This window comes from Xenorhabdus yunnanensis (assembly GCF_028598805.1).
Lineage (GTDB): Bacteria > Pseudomonadota > Gammaproteobacteria > Enterobacterales > Enterobacteriaceae > Xenorhabdus > Xenorhabdus yunnanensis.
Map to the genome: position 1 here is coordinate 11,279 of NZ_JAQRFI010000018.1, position 24,347 is coordinate 35,625.

The window sequence follows — 24,347 nt, forward strand, 5'->3', positions numbered from 1 at the left end:
GGATCGTTCTTATCGGGTAACTAACGAATATCAAATAACCAAAGAACAAAGCCTACAAAGAATCCTGACGTACTAACTTTTAGATATGTTCCAATATTATCGCCAATAAAGTGAAAAATTTCTTTTCCGCCTCCAACCCAATAGCCAAGTGCTGCTGCTATCATACACATAAGAAATATGAATAGAAAAAAAGAGCAAGATAAATACAGCAAAATTATTATCGATTTATTTTTTTTCATTTTTCTGCTCCTTGTCTTTTATAGCTTGTCCCATACTGTCGTTAAATATACTTGATGTTACTGAATCGCCGACGTTACCAGCTATAGATGGAACTGAACTTTGTTTCACAGGTCTTGTAATCGTCCAAATCCCGATTGGTTCCCATTCAAGTTGTTTCGATATTGGATTAAGTACTTTCTCCATGGGTACTTTAATAACATTACCTACGGCATATCCTGCACTGGCTCCGCCTTTACTTATTATTGCATTCAAGAAAGGATCATCTCCTTTGATTTCTGCTGTGTAATAGCCACCTACTGCATTCCAAGTAACGGTTGGGTTATAACTTTTCCCTGCTGTGATAGCGCCGACAACACCTGCGCCAATTACATCAGATAACTTCACTTCTCCTGTTGTGCCATATTGAATAGCTGCATTTACACTGCTGGTGACGCCTGCTGCAAGTAGCTGTTCTTTACCTTTTGCCCCCTGAATCATCGCCTTTGCACCAAAGACCATGACAGGCCATGAAGTTGGATCTAAAGCGACAGCGGCAACTCTGTTAGAAGTAGTAATATTATCCTTCAAAAACTGTAAATCCTTACCATTCAAATACTGCACTATCTTGATGGCATCGGGATCTTTTAGTTTCTCTGACAATCGAATTTGTAACGATCCCTCATCAAGCGCCACATTCGTATTTGCTTGAATAATTTCTTCATAAGTCACGCAGGTAATACCGCCTCCTTTGCATTTTTCCTCTAATTCGGCACTATTCTTATTGCTGATGTCCAAATACTTCTGAATGACAGCACCGCAGTCCCCTCCTTTGGCCTTACACTCGGCCAACTCTTTATCAAAACGGCGGCTTTCGTCTTCGTGCAAAAAGTTATTCTCAATCGCATTTTTTGCTGTCTGCGCTCCACTGATCCCGCCTGCTGTGGAATCCGTCGCCAGCCCTGCCGCCAGTCCTCCTGCAATTGTAGACAGGTTGCTGACTTTTTCCTGCTCATCCGGTGAAAGTTCATCCATTGTTTTGCCGGCATAGAGTACACCGGCAATTGCGGAGGCCGCCAGTTCCCCGTTGGCCGCACCCACTGCGCCGGCGGACGCTGAACCACCTTTCATCTCAGCAATCACGCCGCCCAAAATCGCATGGGCCACCAGATTGGTCGCTTTTTCTTCTGCCGTCAGTTGCTCATACGGCTTACCGCCGTAGGTCAACTCCTTGACCGCATTGGCCAGATAAGGCGCCGCGCCGCCAGCGATGGCGGCTTTAATATCCCCGCCGGCCAGTCCTTGCAGGACAGTCACGACAGCCGTCACGGCCTGACGCTGACCGCCGCCAACTTCCGCACCCTGTGCTTTGAGTGCCGCGTCGTAAGCGATTTTATGCGCCCGGTCGGCAATGGATTCCGCTGTGATTTCCCCGTTCTCCTGCCTCAGCTGCGCTTCGGCTTGCTGTTTCAGGGCCTGCTGCGTTTGCGGGTCTTTCAGTTTTTCCGTGGCGGTTTTTGTCGCTTTAATCGCTTCGTGCGTACTGTAAATATCCAGTACCTGCGTGCCGATTTGGGCAATGGCCTGCGCCTGTGCCAGCCGCCGCTGCTCTTTCTCCTTATCAAAAATCGGCGTCAGGCTGTTGGCGGCATTATCGGTATCGCGGCTCAGGTCTGAGACAGCCTGTTTTTGCTTATCCGCATCACGCACAATAATCGTGCCGTCACTCACCGCCGCATGTGTCGTTGACGATTTGCTGTCACTCTTGTTGGTGCCGGCCAGCATATTCGAGGCCATATTGGACACCAGCTGGCTGCCCACCGCGCCGCCGGTACTGATACCGACACTTTGGTGTTCGCTCTTGTATTCCGCCTTGTTCTCAATATCACTGAAGCCCAGTGTCCCCGTTTCCAGCCGGTTTTTGTCCTTATCAGCGTGGCTTGCAATCACCGCGCCATCAAGCTGGGTATGTTCGCCGACCTTGATATCAAAGCCGCCCTTGCCGGCAAAAACCCCTGTCTGCTCATTGACGGACTCGAACTGGCTGTGGATTTTGTCACGGCTGGCATTGACACTGGCCGAACCGCTCATTGAGCCGTAAGTAAAGCTGGCGCCGGCGCTGGCGTTTTCCTGTTTGGCATCATAATTGTCTTTATCCTGCTCGCTCTGCAAATGCAGATTACGGCCAATATCGGCTGTGACTTTCTCGCCACTGACCTGCGCCCCTTTGAGCGTGGTGTCCTGACCGGATTTCAGGCTGACCTGATTGCCCGCATCAATCAGTGTTTCGCTATGGGTGACGCCGTCGTCGGTTTCATGCCCCTTGCCCTTATTGACACTGGCAGAGAATTTGATGCCGTAACCGCCCTGACCGGCCGTCAGCCCCACGCCGACACTGCCGCCCTGGCTGCTGTTTTCACCCCGCGTGGTCTGGGTATTTTCTGCGGATTGCAGGACGATATCCCGTTTCGCGTCCAGGGTCACATCCCGCCCTGCTTTCAGACTGCTGCCTGCAATCTGAATATTGCCGCTGTCTGCCTGAGCGTTGTCGCCTTTTGCGGTAATACGGATATCCCGCCCGGCATTAAGCTGACTGTCCTGTGACTGTGTCTGCTCTGTGCGGGTTTCGGATTTCGCCGACTGGCTGCCATAGGAAAGCTGGATACCGGTAGTGTCTGTCGGTTTTTCCGCGTTGCCGCCCGCCTGATTAATCGCATCTGCTTTGGCGGATCCCGCCTGACTGAGCTGCCAGGCCTGATAACCCTGCGCCCCGGACAGCACCGACTGGGTGCCTTTCAGCGCTTTCAGCCGCCCGTCTCCTTCGGTTCTGGCCTGCTGGGCCGTACTGACTGCGGTATTGAGCGCACTGCCCACCGTGCCGGACAGCGCCAGTGTCAGGCCGGACTGTTTCGACTCAAATGTCTCTTCCCGGCGGCGTTTGTCCTGCCCCGGGTCAATCTGCACGCTGTCGCCGGTAATACTGATATCCTGCCCGGCCACCAAATCGGCACCGCCGACCTGCACCCGGTTACCTGCCGTGATATTCACATTGCCCTGACTGCTGCCCACCGTGCTGACACTCTGGCTCTGGGTGATGCCGTCTTCATTAACCTGATGGCGGGTGGACTGACTGCCCACGGTGAAACCCATGCCCCCGCTGCTGAGCAGCCCGCTCTTCTTCTTCTCTTCCAGTAAATAATGGGACTCGGTTTCTGTGGCCGCGGTAATCGCCACGTTATTGCCTGCCTGCAGGGTCACGTCCTTATCCCCGGCGACCGCCGAACCGCTCACGCTCAGGTCGTTACCCGCTGTGATACTGATACTATCGCCGCTGAGCAGGGTGCCTTGCTCACGAGTCACGCGGTCTTCCTGTACTGTATGGCTGCTGCTTTTTGACAGCACGCCTTTTTTATTCGCACTGGATGCTGAGAATTGATAGTCACTTTCGCTGGCGCTGTTCAGCGTAATATCCTGTTTCGCCTGCAATTCAAGCGCCCCCTGCTCACTGTGCAGCGTGCTGCCGGTGACCGTAATATCCCCTTCCCGGGCCATCACCGACACGCCGTCACGCCCGCTGAAAGTACTGCCCACACTGTGCTCGCTGACGCTCTCCATCTCCCGCCGGCTGTTCGTACTGCCCTCGCGCTTGCGCTCACTGTCCTGGTCTGCCACACGCTGACGCACCTCCTTGATAATCACCGTTTGGGCATCCAGGCCAATATGGCCTGACCGGCTGTCAACCTGCGCCCCTTCGGCCGTCAGGTTTTCCCCCGCCTGAAGGGTCACCCCCCGGTCACCGCTCAGGGTACTGAGATGCAGCCGGTCTTCCTCACGCCGGTTACTCACCGACGAGGTCCGGCTGTTGGCTTCCAGCTGCGTGCTATGGGTGGTGGTTTCCGCTAACAGGTTCACATTGCCGCCGGCCTGCACCTGAACCGTTCCCCCGGCTTTGGCCTGGCTCCCCTGCAACGTGATGTTCTGGCCGGCGCGCAGGCTGAGGTTGCCCCCGGCATTCAGCGTACTGCCCTGCGCCTGTTGCCACTCGCCGCTGACGGTCGCCATCCGCTGCCCGGCCTCTTCCATGCCGTCGCTGGTACGGTTGCCCATCGCCCCGGCAATGACCGCAATGTTCCCCGTCGTCGTGCTTCTGGCGGCAGTAATATCCAGATTATCGCGCGCACTCAGGTTGAGGTGACGGGTGGCTTCCAGTTTCGCCCCGCGCAGCTGGATATCCCCGCCGCGCAGGCTGAGCTCCTGGGCGCTCATCGAGGCCTGGCGCAGGGCATCCTGCAAATTGGTGCTTAAGGTCAGGCTCTCCGCCTGCACATCAATGCGCTCTGCGCGGATATCCCCGCCCTGATGCAGGAACTGGGCTGTGTCAATGTTCAGTGCCCGCTCGGCAAACAAGTTACCGGCGTTAGTGAGGCTGTTGGCGGACAGTTGCAGGTTGCCCCCGCCAATCAGGGCACCCTGGCCGGTCAGCCGCAGTGTGGTGTTGGCCAGATAGACCTTGGGAACCCATACCGTCTGCGGGCCACCGGCGGTCTCAACCGTCTCGCTCACCAGCCAGACGATATCCTGCTGCAACGCCGCAATCTGGGCCGGTGTCAGCGCCACGCCCGGCACCAGCCGGAAGTCATTGGCCACCTTCGTCCCGTTGTTCATCAGGGTCTGGTACTGCGCCATCGCATCTTCACCGCGCACAGAAGGGCGGCCGGTCAGTTTGAGTATCTGCTCACGCACCAGACGTTGCTCATAGAAACCGTCCCCCAGCCGTTTATGTACCTGCGCCGGATCATACCCCACCCGCTGCAACAGGTAATCGCTGCTGATAAACCGGGTCCGGCTGGTAAAGCGTTCGTCTGTTACCACCAGATAAGGGCTGCCTTCTGCCGGATGCTGACGAAACAGACCGTTATTGGGTACAAAGGTGGCGACCCGGTCCAGTTTTTGCTGGCTGGTCAGGGCCAGTTCAGCCGGCGTCAGGGGGTGCTCGATCGGCCTGAGGGGTGGGTCAGCCGGTGTCAGTTCCCGCTTGAGCAGCGTGAGCAATTGCTCATCCGAGATAAGGGGTTGATCGGCCGGCGTCAGTTCCCGCTTAAGCAGCGTAAGCAACTGGTCGTCCGATAGTCGGGGCTGATCGATCGGCGTCAGTTCCCGCTTCAGCAGCGTGAGCAGCTGGTCATCCGATAAGTGGGGGAGATCGACCGACGTGAGTCTCCGCTTGAGCGGCGTCAGCAGTCGGTTGGCCAACACCAGTTGACTGTCCTGCGCCTGCCACTCGACCCCTTCTACCGTCACCGCCAGCGGATTGCGTGCCCATTCCGCCCGCTCGGCTTCCGCCGCCTTTTGAGCCGCCTCCACCACGCTGATTTGTGCCGGGTTGACCGTGGTATTTTCCAGTTTCGCGCCGTGGATGGCGACATCACCGTGCCCGGTCATAATCGCGTCAATGGTCGCCAGCGCGACGGTTTCATCACTGTGGTGTTCCGGATACCAGTGCCGGGTATCCCGATCGTAATGGTCGACCAGGAATTCCTCGCGCCGTTCATTCACGGAATAAGCCCGGTTGGTGATCTCGCCGTCGCCTGTCGTCACCAGGTCACCGTTGGCACTGACGGTACTGGCGTCATTGAGCAATTTCCCCGTGATCCGCAGCGTCATATTTCCCCCTGCCAGAATATGGGCACCGATGCCTTCAGACACCAGTTTATCCCGCGTCACCGTGCCGGTGGCCGAGCGTTCACGGAAGTTGTTGTAATCATCCACAAAGGGCACATTGGCAATGTCGAGATGTTTCTCCGGATCCCACTGCTCAAGCCGTCCCCGGTTGTGCTCACGCCAGACTGTATTGTGATAAGGCGTTGGTACTGTATTCTGACGATGACCGCGCGTCTCATAGAACGTCATATCATAACTGCCGTCGCGACCCGGCTTCAGTGCCAGATAATGGATCCACAGCTCATAGGGTTGCCCGAGGTGATCCTTGACCCGCACCTGAGCCCGTTTACCGGCCGCATCAATGGCCAGCAGGGTGCCATAACGGTTGTTTTCCACCGCGGTGTCATCGCGGAACATCAGGCGCTGGGTGGTGGGTGCCATGGTATTTTTGTCGCGATTGACCCCCGACGCGTAAGAACGCCAGTAATAATTGTAACGGTGCCATTGGGTCTCCCCCTTTTCCGCCCCGCGCACGATCTCCAGCCCTTCGCGCAGGTTATTCAATCGGTTGGCTTCAATCGACACATCCCCGTCGGCCTCTATGCCGCTCGCTTTGTTCTCAATCAGGTCATCACTGGTCAGATGCAGGGTGCCGGCACTGTAAATCAGGCTGCCGTCCCGGTTGTTCATGCGCTCACGGGTCTGCAAATCCAGGCGTTCCGTTGCGGCTATCACCGCGTTCTGCCCGTGGTTGTCGATAACCCGGCTGCGCACCGTGACCGTATCCCCCATCACCGTGTCCGTGTTATCCAGCGTGTCGCTGGTGAGGGTCATGCTGTCGGCTTCCAGACGCTTTTCGTTGCGCAGGGTGCCGGTCGTCAGCCGCAGTATTTTCCCGGCCAGCGTCCCCTGGTTGGTGAAGTGGGCACTGTTAATGGTCAGGCTGCCGGGCAACCACCAGTCGGCCAGGTTGGTCAGCAGCCCGCCCACCGAGAAGGTCAGCGCACCGTTACTGCTGATCGTATCGCCAGCCCGGTGGGTGTAATCCTGCTGCACGGCCAACGTCAGGCCTTGCTGACTGAGCAAGGTTCCGCCGGTATTATCCAGGGCGCGGGTATTGACCGTCAGCTGCTCTCCGCTCTGGACAAGGCCGCCCTGATTGAACAGCGCCAGCACAGACGGGATACCCGCATTGAGATTAAGTGTGCCGTTGGCGCGGATCATCCCCTGCCGGTTGTTCAGCTTATCGAGGTTTGACAAGGTCAGCGTGCGGGTACTTTGCAGGCGGCCTGCTGTGTTGTTCAGCTCACGGGCTGTCACCTCGGTGTGCGTTGTCCCCAGCAACAGGCCACCGTCATAATTGTTCACCCGGTCACTGTGCACGGCCAGCGTGTCCTGGCTGGTGATTTTTCCCTGCCCGTGGTTATTGAGTGTCTGACTGTCGATCCGCATTGCCCCGGTGGCGATCAACTGCCCGGCCTGATTGTTTATCGTTTCACCCTTAAAGGTCAGGGTGCCGCCGCCGTGGATTTTTCCCTGCTGGTTATTGATCACATTAATGCGGTAAATGCCGTTCCCCCCGCTGATCAGCGTCCCGTCCGGGTTATCCAGCTGACCGGCGGTCACTTCAAACGCGCCCAGGCTGTTGAACACCCCCTGCCGGTTGTCGACCTGCTCGGCCGAGATCTGCTGGTTGCCGTTGCTTTTCAGCGTTCCGCCAGTATTATCCAGGAGTTCCAGAATGCGTAGCCCAAGCTGCTGTTTGCTGTTTATCGACCCGGCGGCATTCAGCAACGACCGGGCATCCAGCTGCATCGCCCCATTGCTTTGCAGTTTCCCGCCACGGTTATCCAGTCTGCCGCTTAAGTGCAACCGCACCGGCTGCTGGCTGTCAATCAGGCCGTTGATGTTGTCCAGACTCAGCGCCGTCACCGAGAGGGTGCCGTCCGAAAGCAGTTTCCCGCCCGCATTCAGCACACGACCAGCCGCCGATCCCTCGGTTGCCCCCTGCACATCCAGCCGCTTCAGGGCACTGATTTTACCGCCCTGATTATTAATCACCTGTGCCGAGCGCAGCATCAGCGCCCCCGCTGATACCAGTGTGCCTTTCTGATTGTCCAGTGTGCTGACCGCCAGTGTGGCATCCTGCAGGCTCGACACGCTGCCCTCCTGGTTGTCAAACCGCTCAGCCGTGGCGGACCAGCCCCTCTGGGTGCCTGTCCATCCCTGGGTATTCAGGATATTTTCCGCACGCAGGGATTGTGCCAGCTTGCTGAATATATGGCCCTTGCTGTTATCCAGTGTCTGGGTGAACCGCATATCCAGCGCGTCCAGCACCTCAATTTTTCCCTGTGCATTAAGGAGGCTCAGCGCATTCACCGTGCTGTACCCGCTGCTGGTCAGTTTTCCCCCCTGGTTATCCCAGCGGCCCGTCAGATCCAACTTCACTCCCTGTTTGCCTCGGATCTCGCCTTTCTCGCGGTTGGTCAGCTGTCCGCCCCACAGTGACATCCTGCCTTCGCTAAATAACGTCCCCGCGTCATTGTTCAGTAAACTGTCCGTGCCGCCCTGCCAGTGCAGATGTTGTTGTGCCGACAGTTTACCCGCCTGATTAATAATATCGCCGGTACTATTGAGCGTCAGATCACCGACCGATTGCAGTTTACCGCCGGTGTTGTCCATGCTGTGGGTGGAGACGGTCACCTGTTTGCCGCCCTGGGCGGTGCCACCGCGGTTGTCCCAGTGGCCATCCGTGTGGATATCCAGCGTGTCACCGGCCTCGATAAATCCCTGTTGGTTATTTATAGACTGTTGGATATCAAACTGCAGGTTTCCCAGGCTGACCAGATTACCCAATGTATTCTTCAGGTGCTGTGCCGTCAGTTGCAAATAGTTGCCCTGCATGTACCCGGACTGGTTGTCGATGCTACCGGCCGCTTTCACGGTCAGCTGTTGCTCAGAAAATAGCTTGCCCTCGCCGTTTTGGAGATCCCCCCCCGACGTCACATGCAATGCGGACAGCCCCTGCAACATGCCGCGCTGGTTATCGATAGTGCCCGTCGTGTTCACGGTCAGCGCTTGATCCGCTAACAGTTTGCCGTCACTGTTATTGATATGGAGGGCAGAGATATCCACCTGTCTGCCGCCCTGGGCTATCCCGTTGCGGTTATCCCAATTGCCCTGAGTGCGAATATCCAAGGCGTCAGTCGCTTCGAAAAGCCCGTGCCGGTTATCAATCGCTTGCCGGATGTCAAGCTTCAGGCGTCCCTTGCTGATGACCTTGCCCTTCGTATTATCCAGGCGTGATGCCGTCAGTTGCAGGTGTTCACCCTGAATGTCCCCAGACTGGTTATCGATATTCTCGTCAGCGTTCAGGGTCAGTGCCTGAGCGGCCGACAGTGTGCCGCCGCTGTTATCAATGCTACGGGCGGAGACATCAACCTGTTTGCCGCCTTGCAGGCTGCCGCCGTGGTTATTCCAGTGACCGTCAGCATGGATATCCAGAGTATCATCGGCCTGAATAAGTCCGTGCTGATTATCAATGTCCTGATTGATCTCAAGCTGCAGATGCCCCTGACTGACAATCTTGCCTTTCGTGTTCGTCAGCGTCTGTGCTGTCAGTTCCAGCGCTTCGCCCTGGATATTGCCGGACTGGTTATCGACGCTGCCGGCCGCTTTCAACGTTAGCGCCTGATCGGACAACAGTTTGCCCTCGCCGTTTTGGATATCACCTCCCGACGTCACGCTCAATGCGGACAGCCCCTGCAACGTGCCACGCTGGTTATCGATATTGCCCGTCGTGTTCACGGTCAGCGTTTGTTCAGCCAACAGTTTGCCGTCGCTGTTATCGATGCGCTGCGCGGAGACATCTACCTGTTTGCCACCTTGTACGGTTCCGCTGCGGTTATCCCAGAGGCCCTGGGTGCGAATATCCAGGGCATCAGCCGCATCGAGCAGTCCGTGCTGGTTATCAATCGACTGATGACTATCAAGCAGAAAATGGCCTTTACTGACGATCTTACCCTGTGCATTGTTCAGGTGCTGCGCCATCAATTGCAGCACTTCGCCCCGGATGTCGCCGGACTGGTTATTGATGTTGTCGGCGACGTTCAGAGTCAGCTTTTGTTTGGCCGACAGTTTGCCGCCACTGTTATCAATGCTACGGGCGGAGACGTCAACCTGTTTGCCACCTTGTAGGGTACCGCCGTGGTTATTCCAGTGGCCGTCAGTGTGGATCTTCAGAGCCTCATCAGTCTTAATAAGTCCGTGCTGATTATCAATGTCCTGATTGATCTCAAGCTGCAGATACCCCTTACTGACAATTTTGCCTTTCGTATTCGTCAGCTTCTGTGCTGTCAGCTCCAGCGCTTCGCCCTGGATATTGCCGGACTGGTTATCGACACTGCCGGTCGCCTTCACGGTCAGCGCCTGGCCGGACAACAGATTGCCCTGGTCGTTTTGGATATCGCCCCCCGATGTCACGTTCAATGCGGACAGCCCCTGCAACGTGCCGCGCTGGTTATCAATGCTGTTGCCCGTGGTTATGGTCAGCGCTTGATCCGCCAACAGTTTGCCGTCGCTGTTATTGATGCGCTGCGCGGAAACATCCACCTGCCTGCCGCTTTGTGCGGTTCCGCTGCGGTTATCCCAGACGCCCTGGGTGCGAATATCCAAAGCATCAGCCGCATCGAGTAATCCGTGCTGGTTATCAATCGACTGATGACTATCAAGCAGAAAATGGCCTTTACTGACGATCTTACCCTGTGCATTATTCAGGTGCTGCGCCGTCAATTGCAGCACTTCGCCCCGGATGTCGCCGGACTGGTTATTGATGTTATCGGCAGCATTCAGGGTCAGCTTTTGTTCGGCCGACAGTGTGCCGCCACTGTTATCAATGCTACGGGCGGAGACGTCAACCTGTTCGTTGCCCTGAGCGGTGCCGCCGCGGTTATCCCAGTGACCATCGGTGTGGATTTTCAGTGCATCATCGGCCTGAATAAGTCCGTATTGATTATCAATATCCTGATTGATCTCAAGCTGCAGATGCCCCTGACTGACGATCTTGCCTTTCGTATTCGTCAGCATCTGTGCTGTCAGTTCCAGCGCTTTGCCCTGGATATTGCCAGACTGGTTATCGACGCTGCCGGCCGCTTTCAACGTCAGCGCCTGATCGGACAACAATTTGCCCTGGCCGTTTTGAATATCGCCCCCTGACGTCACGTTCAATGCGGACAGCCCCTGCAATGTGCCGCGCTGGTTATCAACAGTGCCCGTCGTGTTCACGGTCAGAGCTTGTTCGGCCAACAGTGTGCCGTCGCTGTTATCGATGCTGTGCGCAGTGACATCCACCTGTTTACCACTTTGGGCGATCCCGCTGCGGTTATCCCAGTGACCCCGGGTGCGAATATCCAGGTCGTCAGCCGCATCGAAAAGTCCGTGCTGATTATTAATTGCCTGCTGGGTATCAAGCTTCAGCTGTCCCTTGCTGACGACCTTACCTTCCGTATTCGTCAGGTTCTGTGCCGTCAGCACCAGTTCTTTACCCCGAATGTTGCCGGACCGGTTATCGATGCTGCCGGCCGCTTTCAGGGTCAGTGCTTGATCGGCCAGCAGTTTGCCTTGGCCGTTTTGGATATCGGCCCCTGATGTGATGTTGATTACTGACTGACTCTGCAGTGTGCCGCGCTGGTTATCGATATTACCCGTCGTGTTCACGGTCAGCGTTTGTCCGGTCAACAGGGTGCCGTCACTGTTATTGATATGGTGAGCGGAGACATCAACCTGCTTGCTGCCTTGGGCGGTGCCGCCGCGGTTATCCCAGTGGCTCTGGGTACGAATATCCAGCGCATCAGCCGCATCGAGCAGCCCGCGCTGATTATCAATTGTCTGCAGGATGTCAAGCTTCAGGCGTCCCTTGCTGACGACCTTACCTTCCGTATTTGTCAGGTTCTGTGCCGTCAACAACAGGTGTTCACCCCGTATCTCTCCGGACAGATTATTGATGCTGCCGGAAGCCTTCACCGTCAGCGGTTGTTCAGACAACAACTGACCTTTGGTGTTATTGATATCAGCGCCCGACGTAATGTCCAATGCCGATTGACTCTTTAACGTGCCGCGCTGGTTATTCAGGCTGCCGATATCAAGCCGCAGGTTGCCGTTGTTACCCAACAGACCGTCGGTGTTGTTCAGCAATCCGGTCACCCGCCAGTGTTGCACCGTCTTTTCAAACGCCACCAAATGCCCCTGCTGGTTGTTCAGGGAACCGGCATTCAGGCTGAGTTGTGGCGCTTCAATGCGGCCGCCGGTGTTATCCAGCGCCCCGGCCAGCGCAAAACGGCTTTCCCCGACTCCTGTCTGAGACCAGACCGCCTTCTGGTTGAACAGATTATTGGCATCAATCTCCCAGCGACCAACAGCTACCCGTGCCTGTTGCGCGTCAATATCGCCCGGCGTTTTTACGGTCAACTGCTGACTGTCAATTTTTGCCTGTTGCAGGGCAACGCCACCGGCTTGTGCGGCAATCTCAGCACTGCTGGCCGCCAGTTGGCTTTGGCTGATATCCACCCGCTGGCCAGTCACTTTGATATTACCCAGACTGAGCAAATGGCCGTTGGCCTGAGTATTCTCCTGACTGTTCAGTGTCAGATTCGCTTTATGTTTCAGCGTACTGTTAATATCGCTGCCGGCCAGCAAATATCCGCGGCTCTGAATGCCCCGAGCCGACGTCAGCCGGATATCACCCACGGCCGCCAGGGTGCCGGACTGCTGAATATCACCGTCGCGGCTCTGTACCGCAAGCTGCCCGCCGCTGTGCAGTTTACCGTGATGTTCAAGCCCATTCCCGGCGGTCAGGGTGATATCCCCTCCCGCCTGAGTGATAGCTTCCTGCTCCCCCGATTGCCAGCTCAGCCGGCCTTCGCTGCTGACAGTCAGCGTTTTCCCCGCCTGCAAATGTCCGCCCTGATTACGCACCCCGACACCGGCTTCCGTGCCTATCATGCGGATATAACCGCTGTACATGCCGCCCATCTGCCCCATATCTATCGCCAATTCGGGCTTTTTGCCCTCCGCAGCCAGCGGCGTCACTGTTTTGCTGTCCACACTGATGCGATTACGCCCTGCCACCACGGCGATCTCTTCTTTGGCCCAGACGCCGGCATTCAGCTTCACGGCCCGCGCCAGAATATCAACATACCCGGCATCGTGGCGCGGGTCACCATTGAGCCCGCCGCCCTCAATGCTCACCACACCCCGCTCGACTTGATACCCCGCCAGACTGCCGTCGGCGTTCAACTGCGGCTTCCCGGTGGTCAGGGTCATCCGTCCGGCATTGATGGTGCCACAACCGTTGCACACAATCCCCGACGGGTTGGCCACAATCACCTGCGCCCGGCCGCCGGCCACTTCCAGAAATCCCCGCAGCTGGCTGGGCTTATCGCTGTTGACCTCATTAATAATAAACCGGGCCGGCACCGCGTTCGGATCGAGGCGGGGATTACCCTGTATTATTCCGGCCAGTTGGGTAGAAGTCATCAACGACGAGTTATTAAGGATAGCGCCTCGCTGGTCGACATCGAACTGCTGATAGGGGTTATGTGATACGCCGGCCTGATTGGGCGCATTGATATTGACCTGCGGCAGGCCATTCTGGGTTGTTATCACTTCCGGACGCTGAACAGGGGCTACCTGCCTGTCAGCGATAATACCGTCCGCCAACGCCTGTCCGGCAAACAGTGCTGCCCCCAGCAGCCATACCGCACGGCGTACCGTCACCCACAAGCGCGATGCACCGATACCACGACGCTGCCCGGGTGCGGTGCTGCAACTGCGGGCCAGTTCCGATACCACCTGCAATTCACCGTGCGTGCGGCTATAGATAAGGCAATAACACTGTTTGTTCATAAATCAGTCCGTCCAGATCAAATAAATAAACGCAATATTTGTTTGTGATTAAGGGTGAGTGTGGTTATCAGATTTCCAGATTGAGGCTGAAACCGCCGCTCACACCCGGGGTGTGAAAACCGGCGGGCTGGTAAAATGGCACCCCGGCAAACAGATCATAACTGAGCCGGTGCCACAGCGTGCCGCGCACACCCAGGGCACCGCCCGCCAATTGATGCCCGACGAGATGACGGGTGCCCGGTCCATCCACACGGCCATAATCCACCGCCCAGTAAAGCTCGTGACCGCGCGACAGCACATTCCAGGCCAGCTCATTACGCCAGAGCAGCCCTCTTTCACCGGACAGCATCTGCTCGCCGTCAAACCCGCGCACGGTATAACGCCCGGCAATCGCCAGCCTGTCCTGCGGTGTCAGCGGGTTTGCACTCCATTGCCAGCGCACTTTGGTGTGATAACGCCAGGGCTGTGTGCCCCATTTAAAAGGCACATTCAGGCCGATATCCCCCAGAGCCATTCCCGTGCGGGCACTGCCTCCGTGATAGGCTTCTTCCGGTGCCGGCAGCGCACCGAAGGCGCCGGTTCCCCGCCGCCAGTTGATGCCTGCATCCAGCGTGATGTCGCCGAAGTAACTGCGCTGGCTTAAGCCTAACTCCCAACCCGCAGTACGGCGGTGTTGTTGTGCTATTTCGATATTCCCCACAGCATTGGTGGAATGGCGGCGAAAAACCCGCAGATTGAGCGTGGTCTTATGCGACTGATTGCGAAATAACAGTCGGGACACAGTGAATTGGGCATTCTCGCTTTTGCCACTGTAGGTCAGGATTTCGTTCGCGTTGGCGATATTCTGGTGATAGGTGTAGTCGTTGTAGTTGGCAGAAAACGCCCAGTAACCGAGCGGGAAGACGTAGTTAACGGTACGGGCGCGGTTACCAAAGGGGCCGGGCTCAAACAAATCCTTACCGATGTTGGCATAGAACAGATCGTTCTGGGCAAAAGGCGCATCAATCGCCAGCGTCACCGACCCCAGATAGCGGCCAGTGCTTTGGGCTCCGCTGTCATCGAGTCCCAGACTGAGCCGGAACAGGCGCCCCTCTTTCCAGCTGATCCGCAGGTCACTGGTTGCCTCCTGCTGACCGGGTTCGATTTTAATATCGGCCTCAACACTGGGCACCCGTTTGAAATTTTCCAGCGCCTGCTCGATATCGCGCAAATTCAGGATATCCCCGGCGGTAGCGGGCATGGCATTCCACAACCGCCCACGCCAGGACACCGGCTCATCAAAGCGGATATTAGCAATACGGCCGGGCTGGAGCGTCAGCGTCAGCACACCCCCGGTCAGATCCTGCTCCTGCACCATGACACGGGTGGTGACATAACCTTTGGTCAGAATGGCATTTTGCACCTTGTTATTAACCAGCAAAATCCCCTGCCCGCCCAGGCAACGCCCTTTGGCATCCCCTGCCGCGTCCAGTGCCCACTGAAAACGGCGAGCGGAATCGCCTTCCAAACGTAAGGTATTGATCGTAAAACAAGGATGTTCATCCGCCGGATAATCAGACAGGCGCACGCCGGGGCGCGTAAGCCGGATATCGCTATCCGGTGTCTGTTGCTGCTGTAGCGCGTGCTGCCTTTCCTGCTGCCGGAGTTGCTCCTGAGCATCCAGCGTGACTGCACGTTGTTCTGCTACCTGTGATTGCTGTTTTTGCTGAATAAAAGGCGGGTCATCGGCCTGAACAGGGGAAAATGCGAGTACAGTCCATCCGGCCAGCCCGGCTATCATGTTGCGGGAAGTTACCGTTGCCATAGTAAATCCATCGGATACGTAATTATTATTAAACAGTAATAAGGGGATTTTAAGATAAAGTATTATGGTCGGCGGAGCTTAATTATCAAGCCAACAGGTGACATATTCATCACAAAGGCGTGAATTCAGACTGTTTCACTCTAAAAATGCAACAAAATGGCAATGAGTCAACAGAATAACAACACATTATGTGCAACATTAAGCAGATTAATTCGGGTCTTAAATTTAGCCAAAACAGAAATTAAACGAATATGACGAGAAAAGATGATGAATAGGTTATATTCAGAGTATTCCTAAGGTAATCACCCCGTTGAACGCTTTAGCGCTTACCGCCGGATAGGATTTTCTGCATCACCATCTGCCCGAACATGCCCGCAGATTGCCTGACCTGCCCCACGCCCTGACTCATCATGCCGGCCATATCCCCCATCCGTACACCGGCCCAGGCCAGTGCACCCAGCCAGACCATCGGCAGCACAATAAACAGCGTACCCATCACCAGCCCCATGATTAAATCATCCGAGGTATTCTGAATGCCGGCGAGATTGAACAGGCTGTGGGTCTCTGAGCCGTACAGGGCTTCCAGCAAATGGCTGTCCAGCCAGCGGGCGGTTTCCCACCAGAAGGTCAGGAAATTCAGGGCAAACACCGCAAACGTCAGCGTCAATACGGTCTTAAATTCATAGGCCGCAAATAACAGGATCAGCGGTATCAGGATATATAGGGCCATCAGGATCACCGCCTGTATCATCGGCAGTGCCTGACGTACCGCATCGAACACCGGCATCCCGAGTAACCCGCCCAATAACGTGCCGGCCGAGGCACCTATCCGGTTGCCGGCATCCAACAGGGTGGGATCAGCATTGCCCCCATAGCCCGCATACACATAGCCTTCCTGAGAAACCGCCAGATTGACCGGACTGATCAGACGGCGGATCACCGCTTCCTGGTATTCCTGCGTGTTTTTACCGAGCATTTTCAGTGCCGCCGACAAACGCAGCCATAATCCCGGATCGGCCTGAGCCAGTACCCGGTCTTTCAAGCCCGTTTTGGCGGCTGACCACCAGGCTTTGCAGGTCGGATATCCGCCCTGCCCGGTATAAGGCCGCCCATTGTCCCGGCTCGCCTGCCACAGAAAGTCAGCTCTGGGCGTGCGCGATTGCAGGGTTTGGTAATCCCCGGCTAAAAACGTGCGGCTGCCCAGCCAGTCGATATCATTCAGGGTAGCCGGATCGGGGGTTTGCCCCTGATCCCGTTGTTTCCACTGATACAGTGCCAACGCATAGCAATCGTGGGTGAAATCCTGTAACTCCGCCGCCAGTGCCGGATTGCTGATGCGGGTATGCTGCACCTCAAAGCGCACTTGCCGCAGATCCGGCCGGCAGGGAATGGCGGCCACCGCGGCCTGCGTCAGCCCCTTTGACAGCCGATGCACTACCGCCCACCAAAGGGGCACCGCCGCCGTCTGATTGTTCAGGCTGGAGAGCACCGGCGCATAACCTCGGTTATCCGGGGCTTTCGGTGTCCAGGTGCCACAACTTTTAGCGCGGGACACGTCGTACTGGAGGGTACTGAGGCTGACATTGACCAGCGGCACACAACAGACCACCATCACGAAAAAAGCGCAGTACAGGGTGTTTTCAATCCGGGCCAGTGATTGCAGGCCGCGATGGCCGTCCTCTTCACTGTTTTCCCTGACTTGCAGCCAGATAGCGATCACCTTGATCACTAAAGGCAGTGTAAACAGCCCGGTCGCTATCAGAATGTGCCATAACCCGTTATTGACCACCCAGCCAAGCAGGGTCAGAAAATATTCCAGATAGCTGTTGGTGGTCATTGCATTACCTCAATCGCGCCTGACAGGGCATATTCCCCCAGCAGAATAAACAACAGGCTGACCACCATCATCCGTATTAACGCGGCGCGGTGTGTCTTCTGATATGTTGTCCGTTGCCAGATTTTCCAGCTACCCCAGGCCAGTACGGCATACAGGCACCACCGCCAGATTAACCAGGCTTCGCCGGTTTTTTCCATCCAGTGATGCAGGGCAGCGGCTTTTTCGGGATGAGTCAAGCCCAACCAGCCTGTCACTGATGTGATAATGATGACCAAGGTGATAATGAGGCTTACCCGGATGCTTTTTCTCACTAACTTTGTCATGTGCCACCTTACCGCCGTTCACTGCTGGGCATTTCCAGCTGATAAAACCGCGCATCGCTATTGTCCGGCACCTGCTTTTGCGGATGAGCCTGAATACGGTGCGTGTCCCGCTCAATAATGGTCAGGATGGCGTTACGGGACAGTTCCCGTTTCAGCATCATTTCATTTTTCAGCGCATTGATTTCCCGATCCAGTGCCTCAATCCGCCGTTCCCCTTCGGCCAGTGCTTCCGGCTGGGCGGCCGCATTGGGTTCCGACATGCCGGTAATCAGCATACGCCGCATCAGCAATGCGGTCTCTGTGGTCTCAGCCATCGCCAGCTCGCCCGCCAGACGCGCGGTCAACGCGGCACTGTCCGGGTCTCGCTGCAATGCCTGGATCACACCTTTGGTGACGGCCAGGCTACCGGTTTTCAGTCTGGTCAGATTGGCAGCGGTGGGTTTTTCCGTGCCATTGACCAGTTTCACCAGCTGTTCAGTATTGGCTTTGGTGCCCTCTTCCAGCATCGGCGAAAAGCCGGTGCCGGCCACCGTCACGCCCGGCTGCTGCATTTCCCCACCGCTGGTGCATTCTGCGGCATTGGCACAGGTACGGATAGCTCTGTCGCCCAGCACTTTTACCACCGCCTCCGCCGCTTCGGGGGCATTCTGGAATTGGATACAGGCACCGCCATCACACTGTTGATGGCTGACGGAAGCCTGGCTCAGTACCGGCAGGTGATTCATCATATTAAATCCCGCGCTGGCTAAATCACGGGTGGGCCGGATGGCATTTTGTCCCTTGCCCCCCTGCTTCTTCCCGCCAATCCACGGATGCCCGCTGGTGCCTGTGGCTTTGCTGCCGGCATTATTGACTCTTACCGCATCTGCATCCCCGCTGTTCACCTGTGTCTTATATTCCTGTAGGGCAGCCGATTGCGTCCATTTACTGTTTTGTGCAAAATCCATCATCCGTCGGGCCATGTTCTGGCAATTAAACTGGGCCTTGTCGTACGCCACATTGGCCTGCAAGACCCCATTGGTCAGCATGTCATACAGCCCCGGGTTGGCACGCTGAATGACCATGGCGGGTAAGCTGGCGACAGCGCCGGTGGCCCCCTGGATAACTTCACTCATCAGGTTCTTAAACCCCGCCGTAATGCCGTTTAACTGATTACCGACGGTAGTTTTTAAGTCAAAATTGCCGCACATCAAATCGGAACTCCAGCCCAGCTCCAGTCCGCCCAGCAGGGTCAGGGAACGGCGGGTGGCCGGCTGTGAAATCACTGAGCCGCCCCCTAAGGTATAAAACAGCGTATCGGAGACCGCACCGGAGACATCGGCACCATAACCCAGCACACTGTTATTTACCTGCGGTAATGAGAGGGATACAACCGGTGTATTACCCTGCACAGAAGCGGTTGCCAGCCCACTCAATACCAGCAATAACCCGTTTATTTTCGTCATCATTCATCCCTTATTTCAGATATCGGTACTGCCAAGAAAACGCTGCCCGCGACGCTGGCAACAACTGTAGGGTTGCCACAGGGCATAGGCCTGATTGCCGCTGTTTGCAGCCGAATGTTCCCCGTCAGGAAACACCGCACAGGACGGACTTAACCGGGGTGATAATCGCTGCCATTGATGGTTCTGGGTGCCGGTATTTTCTGTCACCGGCCCGGGCGGTCAGTAGCCATCCGTACGCTGTCCCTTCAGGGCCTGATAAACATGGGGTTGCCCAACGCGGGTGATAATATCCGCCACCCGCTGCGCCACCACGGCAGACGCCTTGTCATCATCGGTCTGATTGACAAAGCCTGAGCGCGGGTAAATATGACCCCACAGATTGGCGGCCATTTGGCTGCCCAGCTCCCGCTGGCCGGGAATAAGCGCTTCCGGGTAGAACGATTCCGGTAAACCGGTACGCCATGCCATCGTATCCAGCGTGCTGAGAAAATAAGGCACCAACGGGGTGGCAGCACTGCGGCAGGAATACCCGGGGATTTGCCCGCCTATCAGGCGGGTGGCGGGATGCCCGATGGCATCGGCATATTTAAAACGCAGACTGGTCCGGCGCTGGCCTGCCATCTGGCTATTATGGTGGCCACCGCCCGCAGTCAGGTGGGATAACGCACCGGTGACAGCATTTTCCAGTCCGCCGGATAACCGGCTGACCTGTGCCATTTCTGCCCACGGATTGCCGCCGGGGGCGTGATAGGTGGACACCACCACTTCGGGGAGGTAGTGAGTGACTTTAACCGACGTTTTTACCGTACAGCCATGCCAGGAACAAAACAGCCAGTAACAAATACCGCTGACCCGCCACTGGATACAGGATGGCGAGAGACTGCTGACCACAATCTGGGCGGTGTTGAGGGAGGCCTGCGCAAAGGGAGCAAACGCCGCTATCAGCGTGATGACAACAGGAAAAGCAAGGCGTGGTGTCTTCATGGGGTACGCTGCTCCCTGAGGGCGCTCGCTTTTGCCACATCCACCGTGCCATACACCACATCACGGTCATCAAATACCACCGCTGGATATTTACGCACGCCTGATTGCCAGGCTTTAACAACAGCACGATAAGACTGAATCAGTTGCTGTTCCTGCTGATGCCATTGGGGTAATTGCAGAATAGCTTGTGCTTGAATAGCGGCTTGCTGCGGATCGGCAGAAAGGTGAGCGAAGATTTTCTGCCGCTGTTGTTCAGCCACATCCAGCCAGACAATTTGTGTCTCCGGGGAAAGATTGACGGGAGGATGCTGACTGTCGGTATAGATAACCACTTTCGCATTAGCCGATAATGAGGCCAGCACCCCCCCCAAAAACAATAAAGCCGACTTCCACATAGTCCACTTCCCGTTTTATCAAACACCGGGATAGCCTGAAGAAATATATTGTAAAAATCAGCCATTAATTAGTTTTCCGAAAAATGAAAAAAGGGACTGAAGAGCAAAGCAAAACCGCCCTGTTATTCATTAACGACTGCATGCAAATCCTGTCATCGGCCAGCCATTTCGCATCCACCGATCTGTTTCTGCCCAAAACGCCCATTTCGCCTGATGCTCTGCTGAACCTGAGCTGGCCGCCAGGTAATCCGTGGCAGTCACATAAAATTCCCGCGCCCAGCCATCGTAGAGATAAAAGTTCCCCCATTCCTCATAGAGCCGTTCCAGGACATATTTGGAGGCAATCCGGCTGCCGAGTGATTGGCAAAGCTGTTTCGCATGAGAATAAAAGTCTTTTGTCAGGCCGGAGCGCTCAAACCAGGTGTGAACCGTCAAGGTCAGTGCGACCTGTTGCCCAGTCTCATCAGTGCCGGTGAGCCTGACTCCGTCAGGATTTTGTTGCACCGTCACCCCATCCCCCGATACCGTCACCGAGGGTGAATCACTCTGCCAGCTTACCCAGCCTGTATTGCCGGCCGTGATAAGGCGAAATTTTGCGCCACGCCAGAGTACGGAAGGCCCCCGGAGACCAAACGATTTGTGATTGGCATTGCCGCCCTGGCTGTCAATGGCAACGGTATCAACCAGGCGTAACGGCAGGATAAATTCCACAGAGGATACGACTTGCTGATCATCAATGTTAGCGGTGACAGAGGCCAGCCCAGTATGACGACTGACAAGGGTTGCCGTTGCATTTCCCTGACGGTCTGTCCTGTCTTCTGCAAAAATCATATCGCCAAGGTTGCCAGACCAATCAACCGCTTTATCCGCAAGCCCCTGCCCATAAATATCGGTGACGGTGACAGTAAAAGTCACCCGATCTTCGCCATCCGCCGCGGCGCGGGTTTTATTGACCCTGATGGTGGATAACAGCACTTCATCAAACGCCATCATGGGGGCGGCCACTTTATGATCTTCAACCTGGATTTGCACCTGATGCAGCCCAGCAAACGTGCTGTTCAATCGAACTTGCGTTTGTCCCTGATGGTCAGTTTGTGTGCGTCCTGAAGACAACACACCGTGATCTGCTTGCCAACTCACCGGCTGATTTGCCACAGGTGATCCCAATGAATCTTGCACTATAGCCGTTAACACAATCGTATCCTGCCCATCACCTTTAGCCCTGACTTTGTCCACCGTGATAGCGGGTTTCTGCCGGCGTTCAAACATCACCGGAGCAGCATCAAGGATTTTTCCCGCCACCTCGGCTTTCACCGTTGCCCTCCCTGCGATGCAGCTGATTAACCGGGCTGTCGCTTCTCCCTGACTGTTTGTCTGTTCCTGCCTGTCCAGCAGTTGCCCGTTATTCGCAGACCATTGCACTTTGCTGTGAGCAACGGGGTGATCCGCTGCATCGCGCACGTTCACCGTATAAAGAATGCTGTCCTGACCATCGGCAATCGCGGTTTGTTTGACCACCTGAAGCGTATGCGTTAGCGAGGCAATAAAGCGGATCGGAGAAGCCATCACCGTTTCACTGCCAACCGCCACTGCTACTTCTGCACTTCCTGATACTTTGCTGGTTAAATAGGCGGTGGCCTGCCCTTTCGCATCAGTCATCAATGAAAATGAGGAGAACTGGCCGAGCGGGGTCTGCCAGCCAACAGTCTGATTGGGCACAGGTTGACCATCGGCGTTTTTAACCGTGACCGTCAAGGTCGCCCTCGATTGCCCATCCGCCTTAACGCTGTGCTTATCAATGGTGATTTCGGGTATCAGCACCGCATCAAACTGGACTGAAGGTGCAACAGCAACCTCTTCATCCACGGAAACACGTACTGTGTGCAGCCCCTGCTGACGACTGTGCAGCACGACCAATGCCTGCCCCTGCACATCTGTGTTCTGCCGGGTTTGGGATAATTCGCCTTTATCACTTGACCAGATAACAGCCTGATGAGGGACAGGAGTGCCTTCCTGATCGGTGACAAGGACGGTATAGAGCACACTGTCATGACCATCGGCTTTGGCCTGCTTTTTATTCGCTGTCACCTGCCATCGCTTTTCGGTCGGCAGACTCACCATCATGATTTCTGCCCGGCTGGAGCGATTACCCCGATTATCAACGGCAACCCCCGAAAGCCGGACGGGTTTTTCCGTAGTTTTCGGCAACCGTAATGTCACTTTACCTAGTTGCTGATCAAGTATTTTTCCGCCTGCCTGCTGTAATTCACTGGTATCCAGCTCTAAACGTGCCAGGGGATATTGGGATTGGATAACCGGCACAAAGGTCACTTCCTTGCCTTCATAGCCTTTAACCGAAGTCGGAAAGGTCAGCGTCAGCAGCGTTTGCTTCTGATAATCCAGTACCATATCACTGCGCCGGTTCACAAAATCCCACTGACTGGATCTCAGGCTGTGCAGGGGTGCGACTGCGTTCGGGTCAAGCTGATGGCTGAACGGGACACCCAACCGATAATTGAGGTTCAGGGTAAAACGGTTCTCACTGGTCCCTTGTTTACCCTGCCGAAAATCGGCACCCAATGAGACTAAGGGGACTGGCGTGTAAGTCAGCCCGGCGGTGACGCTGTACGGATTTTTCTGGCGTTCTGATTTACCCAATAAGGCAACCTGCTGCCCGTCATAGTGTTCATACGTCAACTGCCCGCCCCAGTGAGGAAAAGCCGGCAAATACGCTTCGGCCTGAATATCCCAGCCATTGGCCGGTCTTGCGTCAAAATCCGTGAGCCGGGCGGGTTTCCAGTGAGATAAGCGCCGGTAAAGATTGGCGGACAGTTTGACGTTATCATGCCAGGCTTCCAGCCCGATGCTGTAACGGTGATGCTGCTCCGGCCACAACGCATCCCAGAAGACATTGGCACCCCAGAGCCAGTCATCGGCTAAATAGCGATAGCCGAATCCAAGTGTGGTTGTTGTCTGACCGTGATGGGTTTTTACCCCTGACTGGCTGAATGCGGTACCCGAAACCGAGTGATAAAAAGGCAGCAACCCATCCAATGCAATGTCTTTTAACGCAAAATGGCTGTCGAAAGGGAGTGTAAGGCGGGCATTGCCGTATTGATTCAACCACGGTGTCAGTGCTGATGTGACCGCAGACGATAATTGCTGGGCAGCCAGTGTTTTTGCTGCCTCACCGGGCGATTGCGATTGGGTAAGTTGCCCCCATTGGGTGGTGATTTCGGCCAGTTTTTGTACCTGCGGGTCTTGGGTTTGTTCTTCTGGCATAGCCTGACCGGGAAAACTGAGTGACAGGCTTAACAGGCCGACAATCGAAGATTTCGCCCTGCTGAAGCGACGGGATTGGATTTTTTGCACCACGAGTTGTTACCCTTTTCATTAATGCTGAAAGGGGTAACATGCCGAAAAAACAGCTTAAGTACCGCGCTTAATTCTTTTTTCGAAAATGAAAATTAATTGATAATCACACATTGGATTCAACTGGAATTTTCCATGTAATATCCATTTTTTATCCACCAAAATGGCTACTTCCAATTTACTGAGTAGTTTTTCACGGGTAAATGTACCTACCATATGTAGTATCTGTTGTTTTTTTGGAATGACACAACATTTTTAATATGTTTATTTGTGAAGTTATAACTTTATAATAAATTTTCTAAATTAATCATGCCTAGGTATTTTCATAAACTGAGTTTTTACAAAGCATTCTGAGAATACCTCAGGCACTTAGTTTTCATATTCGTAGATTTTAAAATCATGTTGTTT

At 55.4% G+C, this 24,347-nt stretch carries 9 protein-coding genes and 1 pseudogene; all 10 read right to left on the bottom strand.

The genetic code is table 11. The annotated features are described in order from the left end of the window. Window positions 1-20: 20 nt before the first annotated feature. Complete coding sequence (locus PSI23_RS09500) at window positions 21-239, bottom strand: hypothetical protein (protein WP_273554866.1); 219 nt, start codon at window positions 237-239, stop codon at window positions 21-23. Then, window positions 226-13,779 carry a hemagglutinin repeat-containing protein gene (locus PSI23_RS09505; protein WP_273554867.1) on the bottom strand — a complete coding sequence of 4,518 codons (13,554 nt, stop codon included), beginning with the start codon at window positions 13,777-13,779 and terminating at the stop codon, window positions 226-228. The genes PSI23_RS09500 and PSI23_RS09505 overlap by 14 nt, the downstream gene beginning before the upstream one ends. A 67-nt stretch (window positions 13,780-13,846) precedes the next feature. After that, window positions 13,847-15,583 (bottom strand): ShlB/FhaC/HecB family hemolysin secretion/activation protein, encoded by a 1,737-nt coding sequence (locus PSI23_RS09510; protein WP_273554868.1) that lies wholly within the window; start codon window positions 15,581-15,583, stop codon window positions 13,847-13,849. 319 nt (window positions 15,584-15,902) lie between these two features. Next, on the bottom strand, window positions 15,903-17,420 hold the full coding sequence (locus tag PSI23_RS09515) for a conjugal transfer protein TraG N-terminal domain-containing protein (RefSeq protein WP_273554869.1): 1,518 nt from the start codon (window positions 17,418-17,420) through the stop codon (window positions 15,903-15,905). Next, window positions 17,417-17,743, bottom strand: a complete 327-nt coding sequence (locus PSI23_RS09520; protein WP_273554870.1) for a hypothetical protein — start codon at window positions 17,741-17,743, stop codon at window positions 17,417-17,419. Before PSI23_RS09520 ends, PSI23_RS09515 begins: the two co-directional genes overlap by 4 nt. An 8-nt stretch (window positions 17,744-17,751) precedes the next feature. Continuing rightward, window positions 17,752-19,191, bottom strand: a complete 1,440-nt coding sequence (locus PSI23_RS09525) for an integrating conjugative element protein (RefSeq protein WP_373567314.1) — start codon at window positions 19,189-19,191, stop codon at window positions 17,752-17,754. 12 nt (window positions 19,192-19,203) lie between these two features. Then, window positions 19,204-20,172, bottom strand: a pseudogene (locus tag PSI23_RS09530) (TIGR03756 family integrating conjugative element protein). Beyond that, window positions 20,169-20,567, bottom strand: a complete 399-nt coding sequence (locus tag PSI23_RS09535; protein WP_273554871.1) for a TIGR03757 family integrating conjugative element protein — start codon at window positions 20,565-20,567, stop codon at window positions 20,169-20,171. Before PSI23_RS09535 ends, PSI23_RS09530 begins: the two are co-directional and overlap by 4 nt. Window positions 20,568-20,696: 129 nt before the next feature. Next, window positions 20,697-23,942, bottom strand: a complete 3,246-nt coding sequence (locus tag PSI23_RS09540) for an Ig-like domain-containing protein (RefSeq protein ID WP_273554872.1) — start codon at window positions 23,940-23,942, stop codon at window positions 20,697-20,699. A gap of 54 nt (window positions 23,943-23,996) precedes the next feature. Further along, window positions 23,997-24,155, bottom strand: a complete 159-nt coding sequence (locus PSI23_RS09545; protein ID WP_273554873.1) for a hypothetical protein — start codon at window positions 24,153-24,155, stop codon at window positions 23,997-23,999. Window positions 24,156-24,347: the final 192 nt, after the last annotated feature.

Coding starts and splice junctions, on each gene's coding strand:
- PSI23_RS09500 (WP_273554866.1), bottom strand. CDS start 239: ATGAAAAAAAATAAATCGATAATAATTTTGCTGTATTTATCTTGCTCT.
- PSI23_RS09505 (WP_273554867.1), bottom strand. CDS start 13,779: ATGAACAAACAGTGTTATTGCCTTATCTATAGCCGCACGCACGGTGAA.
- PSI23_RS09510 (WP_273554868.1), bottom strand. CDS start 15,583: ATGGCAACGGTAACTTCCCGCAACATGATAGCCGGGCTGGCCGGATGG.
- PSI23_RS09515 (WP_273554869.1), bottom strand. CDS start 17,420: ATGACCACCAACAGCTATCTGGAATATTTTCTGACCCTGCTTGGCTGG.
- PSI23_RS09520 (WP_273554870.1), bottom strand. CDS start 17,743: ATGACAAAGTTAGTGAGAAAAAGCATCCGGGTAAGCCTCATTATCACC.
- PSI23_RS09525 (WP_373567314.1), bottom strand. CDS start 19,191: ATGATGACGAAAATAAACGGGTTATTGCTGGTATTGAGTGGGCTGGCA.
- PSI23_RS09535 (WP_273554871.1), bottom strand. CDS start 20,567: ATGTGGAAGTCGGCTTTATTGTTTTTGGGGGGGGTGCTGGCCTCATTA.
- PSI23_RS09545 (WP_273554873.1), bottom strand. CDS start 24,155: ATGGTAGGTACATTTACCCGTGAAAAACTACTCAGTAAATTGGAAGTA.